10 protein-coding genes and 1 pseudogene are annotated in these 13,930 nt (G+C 72.4%); 4 read left to right on the forward strand and 7 right to left on the reverse strand.

Annotated features, from left to right (window positions below; genetic code table 11):
* Nucleotides 1–469 precede the first annotated feature (469 nt).
* The 3 genes and pseudogenes from ACZ4VT_RS26065 to ACZ4VT_RS26075 all read left to right on the forward strand — a co-directional run.
* Nucleotides 470–634 (forward strand): annotated as a pseudogene (locus tag ACZ4VT_RS26065) (DUF1684 domain-containing protein); the annotation flags it as partial.
* 228 nt (nucleotides 635–862) lie between these two features.
* Nucleotides 863–1,750, forward strand: coding sequence for a S1 family peptidase (locus ACZ4VT_RS26070; RefSeq protein WP_467953251.1), 888 nt, complete (start codon nucleotides 863–865; stop codon nucleotides 1,748–1,750).
* A gap of 97 nt (nucleotides 1,751–1,847) precedes the next feature.
* Nucleotides 1,848–2,327 carry a hypothetical protein gene (locus ACZ4VT_RS26075; RefSeq protein WP_467953132.1) on the forward strand — a complete coding sequence of 160 codons (480 nt, stop codon included), beginning with the start codon at nucleotides 1,848–1,850 and terminating at the stop codon, nucleotides 2,325–2,327.
* Between the two features lie 19 nt (nucleotides 2,328–2,346).
* Here ACZ4VT_RS26075 and ACZ4VT_RS26080 read toward each other — a convergent pair whose 3' ends face one another.
* From ACZ4VT_RS26080 to fxsA, 6 genes are all read right to left on the reverse strand, one after another.
* Complete coding sequence (locus tag ACZ4VT_RS26080; RefSeq protein ID WP_467953134.1) at nucleotides 2,347–3,243, reverse strand: DUF4231 domain-containing protein; 897 nt, start codon at nucleotides 3,241–3,243, stop codon at nucleotides 2,347–2,349.
* An 85-nt stretch (nucleotides 3,244–3,328) separates the two neighbouring features.
* Nucleotides 3,329–7,321 (reverse strand): FxSxx-COOH system tetratricopeptide repeat protein, encoded by a 3,993-nt coding sequence (fxsT, locus tag ACZ4VT_RS26085; RefSeq protein WP_362814857.1) that lies wholly within the window; start codon nucleotides 7,319–7,321, stop codon nucleotides 3,329–3,331.
* Entirely contained in the window at nucleotides 7,305–8,678 is a 1,374-nt protein-coding gene (locus tag ACZ4VT_RS26090) for a TIR-like protein FxsC (RefSeq protein ID WP_467953136.1), read from the reverse strand. The genes fxsT and ACZ4VT_RS26090 overlap by 17 nt, the downstream gene beginning before the upstream one ends.
* 77 nt (nucleotides 8,679–8,755) lie before the next feature.
* Nucleotides 8,756–9,592 carry an AAC(3) family N-acetyltransferase gene (locus tag ACZ4VT_RS26095; RefSeq protein WP_467953138.1) on the reverse strand — a complete coding sequence of 279 codons (837 nt, stop codon included), beginning with the start codon at nucleotides 9,590–9,592 and terminating at the stop codon, nucleotides 8,756–8,758.
* Nucleotides 9,589–11,841: a radical SAM/SPASM protein FxsBH, inactivated beta-hydroxylase extension form gene (gene fxsBH, locus ACZ4VT_RS26100; RefSeq protein ID WP_467953140.1), complete on the reverse strand. Its 2,253-nt coding sequence runs from the start codon at nucleotides 11,839–11,841 to the stop codon at nucleotides 9,589–9,591. Before fxsBH ends, ACZ4VT_RS26095 begins: the two co-directional genes overlap by 4 nt.
* A 29-nt stretch (nucleotides 11,842–11,870) precedes the next feature.
* Nucleotides 11,871–12,035 (reverse strand): FxSxx-COOH cyclophane-containing RiPP peptide, encoded by a 165-nt coding sequence (gene fxsA, locus ACZ4VT_RS26105; RefSeq protein ID WP_467953142.1) that lies wholly within the window; start codon nucleotides 12,033–12,035, stop codon nucleotides 11,871–11,873.
* Between the two features lie 372 nt (nucleotides 12,036–12,407).
* Here fxsA and ACZ4VT_RS26110 point away from each other — a divergent pair, with 372 nt between their 5' ends.
* Nucleotides 12,408–13,004, forward strand: coding sequence for an NADPH-dependent FMN reductase (locus ACZ4VT_RS26110; RefSeq protein WP_467953144.1), 597 nt, complete (start codon nucleotides 12,408–12,410; stop codon nucleotides 13,002–13,004).
* On the opposite strand, the gene ACZ4VT_RS26115 is transcribed toward ACZ4VT_RS26110, so the two are convergent.
* Nucleotides 13,001–13,903 (reverse strand): alpha/beta fold hydrolase, encoded by a 903-nt coding sequence (locus tag ACZ4VT_RS26115; protein ID WP_467953146.1) that lies wholly within the window; start codon nucleotides 13,901–13,903, stop codon nucleotides 13,001–13,003. The two genes, ACZ4VT_RS26110 and ACZ4VT_RS26115, sit on opposite strands and share 4 nt — an antisense overlap.
* Nucleotides 13,904–13,930: the final 27 nt, after the last annotated feature.

The raw sequence follows: 13,930 nt of genomic DNA on the forward strand, positions 1-13,930 counted from the left end.
GGCGCGAGCGTAGGGCCGCGGCCGTGTCCGCCCTCTACGCCCCCCTCGCGCTGACGGCCACCCTCCCCCAGACTCCGTCCGGGGGACCCCCAGGCTCGCCGATTACCCGGAAGGTCGAATTCCGGCCGTTCCGGGGCGCTGGCGTACGACCGGCGGCGGTGTGGCGCTCACCGCCACCGCCGAGGACGGCCTCCGCCTCGACGGCGAGCCCGGGGGTCCCCCCGGACGGAACCTGGGGGAGGGCGACGCCGTACCGGCCGCCGACGAGGCCCCGCCCGCCCGATCCCGGCTCTCCGCCGGCGAGGTGCGGATCGTGGTGATCCGCCGCGAAGGGGAGTGGGCGGTACGCGCCTTCGGCCCCGCCGCCGAGGCCCGCCGGGCCTTCGCCGGCGTCGTGACCACCCCGTACGACCCCGCTTTCGCGCCGAGCGGGCGGTTGCGGCCCTACACCGAGGACCGGAGCGTCCAGGTGGAGAACGCCGACGGGCGGGCCCGCGGACTCGGCCTCGGCGGGGAACTGACCTTCCCCTTCCGTTTCTGCTTCCTCCGGCCCGGCATACCGGACGCGGGCGGGGCGATCACCGCGGATTTCAACCGATCTCTGCTGCCCCCCTGCGCCTTCGCGGACCACCTCGTCCGTCCGTTTCCGCCGCCCGGGAACACGCTGCCGTTCGCGGTGGCGGCGGGCGAGCGGAGGCTGAAAGCCGCTCTTGCGACCGGTATCCGACGACAGGACACTCCCGACAGCGCTTGTCAGGGGCACGGCCAAAGTTCATGCGCCCGCCGTGCCCCCGGCTGCGCCTCACGGGCCCAGGCACCCCCACGTCCGCCGGGCCCCCGACCCTCTCCAGGAGGACGAGAAGTGAGGATCAAGCGCATGACCCGTACCAGGCTGCTCGCGGCGGCCACCGGCCTGGCCGCCGCCGCAGCGTTCGCCGTCCCCACGGCGGCGACCGCGGACCCCCGGGACGGCGGCGGCTTCAGCGCCGACCGGCTCGCGTCGGCCAGCGCATCCGTGCTGCGCGCCAACGTCGGAGGCACCGCCTGGCACACCGACCCCGCCACCGGAACCCTCGTGGTCACCGCCGACTCCACCGTCTCCGCCGCCGCCATCGACAGAATCAAGCGCGAGGCCGGAGCGGACGCGGGGGCGCTGCGCATCGAGCGCACCCCCGGCAAGCTCACCAAGCTGGCCTCCGGCGGCGACGCGATCTACGCCGGCAGCTGGCGCTGCTCGCTGGGCTTCAACGTGCGCAGCGGCAGCAACTACTACGCCCTGACCGCCGGCCACTGCACCGACGGCGCGGGCACGTGGTGGACCAACTCCGCCCGCACCAACGTGCTCGGCAGCACCACCGGCTCCAGCTTCCCCACCAACGACTACGGCCTCATCAAGTACGCGAGCAACACGCCGGTGCCCCCGGGGACCGTCGGCAGCCAGGACATCACCAGCGCCGTGAACGCCACGGTCAACATGTCCGTGACCCGGCGCGGCTCCACCACCGGCATCCACAGCGGCCGGGTCACCGGCCTCAACGCCACCGTGAACTACGGCGGCGGCGACATCGTCTACGGCATGATCCGCACCAACGTCTGCGCCGAGCCCGGCGACAGCGGCGGCCCGCTCTACTCGGGCACCCGCGCCGTCGGCCTCACCTCCGGCGGCAGCGGGAACTGCTCCTCGGGCGGCACGACCTTCTTCCAGCCCGTGGTCGAGGCCCTCAACGCCTACGGGGTCAGCGTCTACTGACGGTGCCTCACGCGCCCCCGTCGCACCCCTGGACGTCCTCCCGCCTTCTGGGAGGATGTCCAGGGGTGCGTGTCCGCCGGGGGAGGCAGGTTTCTGCATGAAACGAATCGGCGTGACCGGACACCGGTCCCTTCCGGATGCGGTGCTCGGCCATGTGGAGAACGGCCTGCGCGCCGTACTGGGCGGCCACGAAGGGCCGTTGGAGGCGTTCTCCAGTCTCGCCGAGGGGGCGGACCAGCTGTTCGCCGCCATCGCGCTCGAATGCGGCGCGGGACTGACCGTGGTGATCCCCAGCGGCGACTACGAGGACGGCTTCGAGGGCGCCGAGGCCCTGGCCCGCTACCGGTGGCTCAAGCGCCGTGCCACGCAGGAGATCCGGATGGACTTCGCCCGCTCCACGGACGAGGCCTACTACGCCGCCGGCACCTACATCGCCGACTCCTGCGACCGCCTCGTCGCCGTCTGGGACGGACAGCCCGCCCGCGGGCACGGCGGCACCGGCGAGATCGTCGCCTACGCGCGGGCGCTCGGCAAGCCGGTCACCGTCATCTGGTGCGAGGGCGTGTCCAGGGACTGAGCCACGCCCCCCACCGGTCTCAACTGCTGTGCCGGGCGAGCCAGTCGGTGTGCTGCGGGGAGACATACCGCTCGGTCTCGTACACCGACGAAGGCCACTGGGACTCGGTGATCGTCGTCTGCATCACGACCATCATCGCCGCCAGGTCCTGCTCGATCAGGGTGTGCGCCTCGATCAGCGGATGATGGCGGCGCACCTCGTTCCAGGCGATACCGGCCGCCGCCGCCGCGCTCAGCAGCGCCGTCAGCCTCGGCCCCGGCCCGGACCCGAACGACCCCAGCAGGGCGAACAGCAGGGCCAGGCAGGTCAGCAGCACGATCGTCCACGACCACAGGCTCGTCGCCCGCCGGGACACCTCCGTCCGCCGCCGGTACCAGTTGCGCTGCTCGATCAGCCGGTCCCGGACGTACGTCTCCCGCCGCACCTGGTAGTCCATGCCGCGCAGCCGCTGCATCGCGCCGGTGATCTCCCCGCCCTCCGGCACCGTCCCGGCGGTCCGCGGATCGTCCCAGCCCATCTTCCGCAGCTCGGCCAGGCCCGCCTCCAGCCGGGTCCGGTACGTCTCCTCGGGAGTGGCGACCTCGCTGCCGAACGGCGCCCCGTGCACGGCGTAACGCCAGGCCAGGGACTTGATGAACTCCGCCGCGCTGCGGTTGAGCTGCCACTGCGGGCGGGCCCGGCGCCGGGTCGCCCGCATGCCCACGCCCAGCACGCCCGCGTACGCGAGCACGCTCAGCAGCCCGAAGAGGTACAGCGAGCCCAGCTTCGGCCCCGAGGGCAGGGCCGCGGCCCCCGCGGCGGCCACGAGCAGCACCAGCTGCGCGCGCGTGGCCTGGGTGGACTCCCGCTGCCGGGAGATCGCCGCCTGGTCGGTGTGGTGGAAGAGGGCCGGCAGGTCCTCGTTTCGGAAAGTCATGCTGTCGGTCACAGCGCCCCCCTGCTGTCGGGTGGCGGGCGGCGGGAGGCCCGCGGTCGCGGGGCCCCCGCCGCCCTCCGTGGAATCACACGGCGAGAGGCTCCAGATCGCGGTGGATCCGCCGCTCGTCACGGGCGTACCGGGTCAGGCTGTGGTCCTCGCCGAGGAGCCGGGTCAGCTCGGCCACCGCCTCCGCCCGCAGCCGGGCCGCCTCCTCCTTGCGGCCCAGCGAGTCCAGGCTGACCGCCATGTTGGAGCCGGCCGCCAGTGTCTCGGGATGGTGCCCGCCGAGCGCCTCGCGCAGGCGCATCACCGCGAGCCGCTCCAGCTCCAGGGCGCCCTCCGGATCGCCCAGGTCAGCCCGGGTGTTGGCCAGGTTGAGGTGGGCGAAGACCGTGTGCGGGTGGTTGTCGCCGAGGACGTCCCGCATCAGCCGGATCGTCTGCCGCAGCATCGTCTCCGCCGTCTCCGCCGCGCCCGTGCCCCAGTGGAAGACCGCCAGGTTGTTGACGGCCGCCAGGGTGTACGGGTGCCGCTCGCCCGGCACCTTCATGTACTCGTCCACCACCTCCTGCGCCAGGTCCCGCGCCCCGCCCGGGTCCCCGGTCGCGAAGAGGTCCGAGGCCAGGTTCAGCTCGCAGGACAGCAGGTCCGGGTTGACCGAGGTGTACTTGGCCCGGTAACGGGCCCGGGTGGCCGTGGTCAGCCGGAGCGCGTCCTCCAGCTGGCCCGCCCGGCGCAGCGACACCGCCAGGTTCTTCGCGGCCGACAGGGTGCCGGGGAAGGCCCGCCCCAGCGTCCGCTTGTAGGTCTCGTAGGTCCGGCTGAGCAACTGCACCGAGTCCTCGTACCGGCCCACCTCGCGCAGGTCGCGGGCGAGGTTCTGCGCGGAGGACAGGGTGTACGGGTGCTCCGGTCCCAGCACCTCCGTGCGCAGGTCGTGCACCTCCTGGTCGATCTCGCGGGCTCTGGTGTACTGGCCGACCAGCCGCAGGTTCAGCGCCAGGTTGTTCGCGGCGGCCAGCGTGCGCGGGTGCGCCTCGTGGAAGATCTGGCTGAAGCCCTCGTGGGCGTCGGTCGCCAGCTCCATCGCCTGCGCGTAGTCGCCGAGCGCGCCCAGGGTGTTGGCGAGACCGCTCATGGTCATGTACGTGTGCGGATGCGACGGACCCAGCACCGCCCGCTGGCGCTCCAGGGTGACCTCGTCCAGCTCCTTCGCCTCCACGAACCGGCCCTGCGAACGCAGGATGTTCGACAGGTGGAAGCGCAGGTACAGGTACTGCAGGTCGTCGTTGCCCAGCATCTCCTTCCAGGCTTCGCGCAGTTCCTCGCCGAGCTGGTAGGCGGCCTTGAAGTCGCCGCGCTTCCACAGGTAGCGGACGCGGTCGATCAGCAGCCGGCGGGTCTCCGGCTCCTTGCAGTACCGGGCCTCGGACGGGGTCAGGTGCGACCAGATGGTGTTGAACCGCGGCCAGGTCTCCGGGTTGTCGATCGGCTCGTCGTCGTCCGGCCGGGCGCCGGCCAGGATCCGGTGGACGGCGTGCCGGGCCTCCCGCTGCTCCTCCTCGGTCAGCTGGGCCCGGATCACCGCCTGCACCAGCCGGTGCACCTGGATGCTGTTGCTCACCTGGTCGACCTTGGCCAGCGCGAACCGGCCGATCTCCCGGATCACCCGGCCGAGCACCAGTTTCTCCTGGAGCGAGGCGTCGTAGGGCTTGAGCGCGTCGATCATCTCCTTGCTGTAGAGCAGGTTCGCGGAGATCGGCTCGGGCGCGAGGAAGGCGCACAGCTGGAGCAGCCGGACCGCGGCAGGGGAGCGGGACTGCAGCCGCTCTATGGAGATGTTCCAGGTGGCGGCGACCGGCTCCGGATAGCCGGGCGGCTGGTTCAGGGCCAGCACGCTCGCGGCCTGCTGGGCCAGCTGCTCGATGTACGCGGCCACCGGGGTCGCGGTCTCCGCGATCCAGGCTCCCGCCTGCTCGACCGCCAGCGGCAGGTCGCCGACCGCCACCGCGACCTGCTCGGCGTCGTCCTTGCTGAGCCCCGGGGCCCGGCGCTGGAGGTGCTCGATGGACTCCTCGCGCAGGAAGACGTCCACCGGGAGCGCGTCACCGTACTGCGACCAGGACTGGTTGCGGGAGGTCACCAGCACGTGGCCCGGACCGCCCGGCGGGAAGAACCGCTTCAGCGTCTCAGGATCGTCCGCGTTGTCGAAGACGAGCAGCCAGCGCGAGGAGGGCACCCCGCGCCGCAGCAGGTCGATCGCCTCCTGGGAGGCGGCCGCCATGTCCTCGCCGGTCTGCGCGCCCAGGCGTACGGCCAGCTCGGCGAGGGCCGCGACCACGTCGTCGGTCTGCTCCGAGGAGATCCACCACACCAGGTCGTAGTCGGCCATGAACCGGTGTACGTACTCCAGTGCCACCTGGGTCTTGCCGACGCCGCCGAGCCCGAACAGGGTCTGCGGCTGCGGCAGCACCACGGCCATGCCGCCGCCGAGCTGGTCGCGCATCCGCTCCAGCACGATGCTGCGCCCGGTGAACCCGGGGTTGCGGGGCGGCGCGTTCCAGATCTTCGGGACCGTCCCCGGGAAGCGGGGGCCGGGCTGGGAGGCGCTGTTGACGCTGTCGGGCAGGGCCATGGGCCGCTCCACCGCGCGCAACAGGGCGGTGGTGGCGTGCACCTCGTCGAGCCGGAAGAGGTCCACCGGGTTGCGGTCGATGTAGGGCGTGGACAGCCGTACGTCGCCCACCCTCAGCGGGACCAGCTGGCGCCGGCCCCCGGTCGGGTCCTCGGCGGCCGCCCGCTCCCACACGTCCACGGCCCGGGCGGACTTCAGGTAGGCCGTGGAGAGCAGCACCACGGTCCGGGCGGCGGTGTCGATGCTGATGCCCGTGCCGCCGCCGAGGGTGTCCCCGGAGCCGGCGGTCACCGGGGCCCGCTCCGCGGAGACGTCCTTGGGCACGACCCGGAAGCCGGCCCGGGTGAGCACCGACTCGATCCAGTCGGCCCACATCCGGTTCTCGGCGACGTAGGAGAGGAACAGGTCGGCGGGCAGGGCCGGACGGCGCCGGGTGAAGGCGTCCCTGATCCGCAGGCGGACCTCCTCGCCGATGGCAGGCATGGAGGTGATCTCGCCCTCGGTGACCACGGTGGTGAGCCGCTCGAAGGCGGAGAGCAGGGAGTTGGTGAGCCCGGCCTCGTCGCCGAAGGTGGCCAGGGTCTCCTCGTAGGCGTAGTAGGGCCGGTACGGGATCTCCACCGCGCCCCAGTAGGAGGTGAGCTCGTCCCCGACGAGGCCGCCCGGGAAGCGGTCGAACTTGATCCGGGCCAGTGCCCGGCCCGCGTCGGCCTTCTCCTTCTCGCCCTCGTCGATGCGCATCGGGACGGGGTAGATCTTGATGCCGCGGTCGTTGAACCGCTCGTCGATCTGCCGGGCCACGGACGCGGCGCCGTCGATGGACTGGTCGGAGAGGGTGAAGCAGTCGACGAGGACGTCCGGGAGGTGCACGGTGCAGATGTCCGCGATGTCGGACAGCCCGGTGCGGCTGTCGATCAGGACGTAGTCGTAGTTCTTCTTCATGTCGGCGCGTAAGGCGTCGAAGAAGAGGCCGCCGCCGAGGCGGTCGTAGAAGTTGTCCCAGTCGAAGGTGGAGACGGTCGCGGAGTACTCGCGGTTCTGCCGGCCCGCGGAGACGAAGTCCAGGGTGCCGCCGTCCGGGAATTCCCAGCCGAGGGTCTCCGGGGTGAGCGAGACGGCGTGCGGCTGTATCCGCGCGTAGTCCTTGTGCCAGTCGTCGGCGCGCTGCACCGGGCTGGTCGCGGCCCAGGCGTATTCGCTGATCAGGTCGATGACCCCGGTGGTGGCCCCGAGCGTGGAGGGGTCCAGGAAGGGGTGGAAGAAGCGGTGCAGGCCCGGGGCCTCCAGGTCCCAGTCCACGGCGAGGACCCGCTTGCCGTTGGCCGCGAGGATCCAGGCGGTGTTGGCGAGCGCCATGGTGCGGCCCGTGCCGCCCTTGTACGAGTAGAAGGTGACGATGCGTCCGTCACGGGTGTCCCTGCTGTCACGACTCGCTGTCATCCGCGTCCCCCCGGTCGGTGTCGTTGCTGTCGTTGCCGTCGATGTGGGCGTCGTACGCGTCGTAGGCGTCGGGCGGGAAGGGAGCCGGCGGCGGTGCGGGCGGCTCGCTCATCCCCATCGGCCCGATCAGTCGCGGGCGTTCGGTGTGGGTGTTGCCGGCCGGCAGGTAGACCTGGGCGTGTCTGAGGAACTGCTGGGCGGCGGCCTCGACCACCTGGGGCAGGATCTGCCCGAGGGTCTCCATGTTGGCGACGCCGTTGGCGGCGGCCCGGCAGGCGGCCCGGCCCTGGCTCATCTTGACGGGCAGGGTCTCCTCCAGCCGCCGGGCCAGCTCGGCCTCCTTCGCCCGGCTCTGGTGGTCGTAGCGGTTCCACGGCACGACCACGTTGATCCACGGGCGGGACTCCTGGTCGAAGGCGGCCAGGCGCTGGCGGCGGTGCTCGTCCTCCACCACCCAGCGGTCGACGATCAGGATCTCCGGCCGGGTCGGCGGCTGCTTGCTGTCGAAGTGACCGGCCTCGTCGTCGAAGGAGGACATGGTGGTCTGGTAGTTGAGGTTCTTGATCACGTCTTCGGCGACGTACGCGATCGGCCGCTGGGACACCGGGTGGTACGGGTTCCAGTCCAGGGCGCTCTCCCCGTAGTACTCCGGGCTCCGGCCGTCCGGCAGATCGTGCCGGGAGCCGGCCGCCACGGTCACGTGGAGGGTGCGGGCGGGGCCGCCGCCGGCGCTGCCGGAGGGGCCGAAGGCACTGGGCACCACCCGGTAGTCCATCGGGCGGACGGGATCGAGACGGACGGTCTCGGCGACCCGGACGATGCGCCGGGCCAGTTCGTACACGGCACGCTCGTACTGCTCGGCGTATCCGCGCAGTTTGATCAGCCCGTACAGCCCGTCGGTGACGTAGCGCTCGCCGAAGGTGTTGTGGTTGAACTGCAACCGCTCGGCGGGGCCGGGCAGTTGGGAGGGCGGGACCGGCACCCATAACGCGGGCACGATGGCCTCGGCGCGCTCGTTGCTCGCCGCGCCGTGCTGGATCGCGCGGTGCGCGAAGGCGAACCACTCCTTCCCGCACATCTCACTGGCGAAGTACCGCGGCGAGAACAGGGGGACGAAGACCCGGCAGGTGGCGAGCGCCGCGCCGAGCCGTTCCGACCAGCCCTCGCCGCTGCGTATCTCCCGGTCCATGAAGCCGGCCTCGGCGCCGGCGGGCAGGTCCGTCAGCGCCATGACGTGGCCGCAGAGATCGCGGAAGAGGCGCTCCACCCACATGTCGGGGTCGGGCCCCCCGGCCCCGAATCTCGGTGTGTGCGCATAACTGAGAAAAAAATATGGGTGCACTGATGCGGGCAACACGCCCCCCGTCCCGAAGCTGCGAGCGAAGAAACATCATTCCGGAGCTGCTTCGCCACATCCCCTCATCGTTCAGTCAATCAGCGTCTGTTTTCGGTCATCCAGTCAAGGGCGTGATCGACGGCGTCCGGGAGGGAGAAGAGCATGGTCGCCGCCCCTCCCACCCGCCCCCTGCGCACCCGGGAATCCGGGAACGTCCCGCCGATCTCCGCGAAATCCCCGTCGTCGAGCGCGACGTCCTCGTAGGCGGTCCACGCCCCCTCCCGCAGACTCCCTCGCCGCTCCGGAAGGTTCACCTTCACCACACACTCGTACATGCGCAAGGGGGGCTTCGGAATTCGATACTCCGCGAGATGGAAAGCCGTGCAGACCGAGAACCCCACATTGATCATGAGTACCTGGCCGCCCTCCCAGCACAGCTTTCCCAGCGGTGACTCCTCACCCAGGTGGCTTCCGATGCGGTGCCCGGAACAGAGCCGCTCCGCGTCCGCGCCCAGGGCGGCGAAAGAAGTCTGCGGGTGGGAGCTGCGCGCGGCGCCCGGCGCGGTGCGGACTGCCTCGGCGAGGGAGCCCATGCCCTGGCTCGGGCTGCTCGCCGGATCGAAGGGGGGCATCCGTTCCCGGAACGCCCGCACCCCGGACTCGTCCAGACCGGCGATCCGCTCCAGATGGGCGCTGGAGGTCTTGGAGTTCTCCGGGGTGAACGCGGGGACCACCAGGGTGCCGCGCGGGCCGAGGACCCCCGTCAGGGCGTCACGCAGCTGCTCGGCGCGCAGACCGGTCCCCCCGAGGCCGGCATGCACCAGGAGCCGCATCCCGGGGCGGACCCCGAGCAGCCGCAGCTGCACGGCCAGCTGAAGCGTGCCGGCGACCCGGCCCGGGCCGACGGGGGCCGGGGACCGGGGCGGCGCGCTCACGCGTCGACCGCCTTCAACTCGTAGCGGAGCTCCGCGACGAGGTGCTTGCCGGTGACGGTCAGCTCGGCCGCCTCCGAGAGGCGGTCCAGGGCCCGGTGGATGCGGTCCGCGCCGCCCGGCTCGGCCGCCCCGGTGGCCCGCCGGTACGCCTCCACCGCCACCCGCTCGTGCACGTCGGCCAGCAGCCGCGACACCGGGACCGGCCGCTCCCGCCACGGCGAGGGGTGCTGCCACTCCCCGTCCAGCGCGTACAGGTCGGCCACCTCGGTCAGGGCCCGCAGCCGGGTCCGCCGCCGCCCGGTCAGCAGCGCGAGCGCGGTCTCCCGCACCCCCGCCGCGTACGGCACCCCGAGCGCCCCCGGACCGTGCCGGCCCGCCTCGCCCCAGCCGCCGGCCCGCGGGCCGCCCGCCAGCGGGGTCAGGGTCGTCAGCCCGGCCGCCGCCGCCCGGGCGAAGCCGGGCACCGCCTTGTGCAGCAGCGCCCACGCCCGGTCCAGCCTGCGCCGCCACTCCTCGGCCTCGCCGGTGCCGAGCCGGAGCCGGGGCGGGCGGGGGAAGCAGTTGCGGTACGGGTCGAGGTCCTCCAGCGCCACCGGGGCGGCGTCCGGCCCGGGCGACCAGGTGCGCACGGGCTGCCAGCGCGCGTCCCCCGCCGCGGGCCCGAAGCGGTGCTCGGCGCGCCCGTCCCGTACGGCGTACCCCTCGTCGGTGACGCGCAGCGCGGCCCGGCCCTCCGTGCCGGGCTCCCCGAGCCGCAGCAGCCCCAGCGTCGGCAGGTACACCTCCCCGTCCCGGTAGGCCACCTCGGCCGGCAGGTCCAGCCCGCCGCGCAGGACGGCCGCGACGGCCAGCGCGGTCAGCCTGCGCGCCGCCTCCGGCCCCTCCTGCCGGCCCTCCCGGGCGGCGTCCAGGGCCGCCAGCACCCAGGTCCGGGTGAAGGGATGGTCCAGTACGGCGTCCAGTGCGTCCGCGCCCGCCTCCCCGGCCCGCTCCACGGCGGCCAGCAGCTCCCAGGCGCGCGCCCAGTCGGGCTCGGCGCCGAGGTCCGCGTGGAGCCGGGCCAGCAGGACCCGGGTCAGTTCCTCCTGGGAGCGGGCGAGTTCGGCCGGATCGGAGAGCTGCGGTGCGCTCTCGCGCAGGGCCGTGCGGCCCTCGACCCCGTCCACGAGCTCGCGCAGGTCGGTGCAGTACACGGAGGGGTTGTCGAAGCCGTTGCGGTCGCGGTACCGGTGGGTGTAGAGCCCGCCGCCGCACGAACGTACGACGGGGCACCGGCGGCACGAGTCGCTGACGCCCGCGAGACCCAGCTGCCGGGCACGGACCCCGGGATGGGCCGCGACCTGATCGAACGCATGGTCGAAGACGTTGAACCCGGTGGCCGCGGCCCCCTCGAAGGCGCTCTTGAGGGAGTCCACCTGCTCCAGGGTCCCGTCGGTCTCGACGACGACGAGGTCCGTGGGCGCGAGGCCGAGCGACTCGGTCAGGCTGGGGCCGCCGCGCAGGGTGGAGAGCAGGGACTCGAAGAGCCGTACGGGCACCGGGCGGCCGAGGCGCTCCCAGTGGTCGAAGATCCGCAGGAGCCAGCGCGCGTACGCGTCGGGGGCGTCGTCGGGGCGGACCGGAGGGGTCTCCCAGGTGGCGTGCGGAAGGAGGAAGTCCACGCGCGGCGGCTCGAGTTCGACGAGCGCGTCCAGGACGGCCACGGGGTCGTTGGCCACGTCCACGGTGCAGAGCAGGCCCTGGTAGAGGTGGCGGTAGGGCTCCGAGCGGAGCAGCGCGACGGCCGCGAGGACCAGCGGGTGGCTCGTACGGCCGTCCGCGAAGCGGCGGTGGCGGTCGTTGGCGGCGCGGTCCCCGTCGAGGGAGATGCCCACCCGGACGCCGAACTCGTCGAAGAGGTCGAGGTAACGGGTGCTGAGCTGCAGTCCGTTGGTGTGGATCCGCAGATCGAGGTCGGCGGTTCCGGTGAGCGCCCGGCTGAACTCCTCGCACACGAGGCGGAGCCGGGCCGTGCCCGCCAACAGGGGTTCCCCTCCATGGAGGATCACCGTGACGGAGGGGAGTGCATGGTCACGGGCATGTTCGGCGAGCCGCGACGCGGTATGCGAAATTACCTCGGGGGAGATCACTTTCGGCCGGGCTCGCCAGCTCTGATCTGCGTGTTCGTAGACATAGCAATGATCACAAGCAAGATCGCATCTGCTGTGAACTTTCAGGACGATCTCGCGAAATGCGATCAGGCCGGTCATTCCACCAGTCTAGAGCGCTTACTTCGGTGTCAGAGCGCGGAGTTGAAGATCGGTGCCTGAACCGGACGACCGGATTCAGCCGGCAGCACACGACCGAGCGTCGCCGCCGCGGACGCGGTGTGGACGTCGATCTTGCCGAGCGGGACCCGGCGGGCCTTGACCGTGCTGGTCGGGGGGGTTGCGGAAGTGTTCACGACACCGTCCTTGGGGAAGCCATGTGGAATGGGCATGGGAATGACAACAGCGACGCGCTGCCGTCAAGCGTGGACTTTACTCGGCCACACCCCATTGGCAACCGAGACATGACGCCTGGTCAACCGTTCTATGGCAAGCCCGGTGTATTTCTCGACGTGGCTTATTCGGCCGTTCGCCGGACGGCAAGATCCTTTTCTTCCGCCGGCGGACCCGGGCCGGGATCCGGACGGGGATCAGGACCGGGATCAGGACCGGGATCAGGATCGGATCCGGACCGGGATCCGGCCGGGGCCGCACCCGGTCCGCCCGGGGTGCGCGAGAGCCGCAACCCGGCACTGACCTGGTCGGACCCGCCTCGGTAGGTTGGCCGCATGACCACGCCGCCCCTGATCCTCCTGCTGTCCGGAAGTCTGCGCGCCGGTTCCTCCAACGAAACGGTGCTGCGCACGGCCCGGGCCGTCGCCGCCGAGACCCCCGCCCGCCTGCGCACCGTCCTGTACGACGGTCTGGCGACGCTGCCGCACTTCAACCCGGATGACGACACGGACCCGTTGCCCGCCCCGGTGGCCCGGCTGCGCGCGGCGATCGCCGGCGCGGACGCGATCCTGGTCTGCACCCCGGAGTACGCGGGCACCCTGCCGGGGTCGTTCAAGAACCTCCTGGACTGGACCGTCGGCGGTACCGAGATCGGCGACAAGCCCGTGGGCTGGGTGAACGCGGCCGCCCCGGGCCGCGGCCGGGGCGCGGAGGCCACGCTGCGCGCGGTCCTCGGCTACACCGGCGCCGTGGTGGTGGAGGAGGCCTGCGTACGGATCCCGGTGACCGGGGGGATGTCCGGCCGGGACGGGACGGTCGCCGACCCGGAGGTCCGGGCGCGCATCGGCGAGGTGCTCGGCGTACTGGCCGGCCGGGAGGGCCCCGACGGCCATGACGGCCCGGACCGCCCCGACGGGCCCGGCGGGGCCTAGGCGGGCTGTTGTTCGCTGAGGGGCGGGATGGGCAGGTCGCGCAGCAGCCAGTTGAGTACGTCGGGCAGCGCGCGCAGGGCCGCGAAGTGCGCGGCGGCCGGCTCGATGGCGGTCGTGGCCCCCGGGATCCGGCGGGCCAGCCAGCGCGAATGGCCCACGGGGGAGAACACGTCGAGCTCCCCGTGCCAGATCAGCACCGGACAGCGGATGTCGGCCGGGTCGAAGCCCCAGGGGCGGCTGAAGGCGAGGACGTCGTCGATCCAGCCGTACGCCGAATGGCGCAGCCCCTCACGGTAGTTCCGCAGCAGCATCGACCGCAGGCCCGCATCCGAGACGATCATGCGGTCGTTGTCGGTGAGCTCCCGGCGCAATTCGTCCAGCAGCCGTCCGGGGTCCTTGCGGATGCCGTCGGCGCGGGGGATCAGCCGGGCCGCCAGCTCCTCGGGGTCGGTGGTGGCGGTGGTGTACTCCTTGACGTTCGACGCGGCCATCCCGGCGAACCAGTCGAGGTCCTCCGCGTCCCGGGGGGCCAGGCCGACCATCGCCGCGGTCCGGGTGACCCGGTCCGGGAGCAGGGCGGCGCAGGCGAGGGCTCCGGCGGCGCCGCCGGAGCGCCCGGCCACCGCGAACGTGTCCAGGCCGAGGGCGTCGGCGATGGCGGCCACGTCCTGGGCCACGTCGGCGACGGTGCGGCCCACATGGCGGTCGGAACCGCCGTAGCCGGGTCTGTCGTAGGCGATGAGCTGCATGCGGCGTTGGTAGAGGACCATGCCCCGGGGGGCGGGGCCCAGACGGCTGCCGGGCATTCCGTGGAGCAGGAAGACGGGTTTGCCGTCCGGATCGCCCCAGCGCTCCACGGTCAGAGCGCGTCCGTCCGCTGTGCGCACCTGATTGCGCACGCGCTCCCTCCTTCACGATCGGTGCGA

This window comes from Streptomyces sp. NPDC029164 (genome assembly GCF_055563995.1).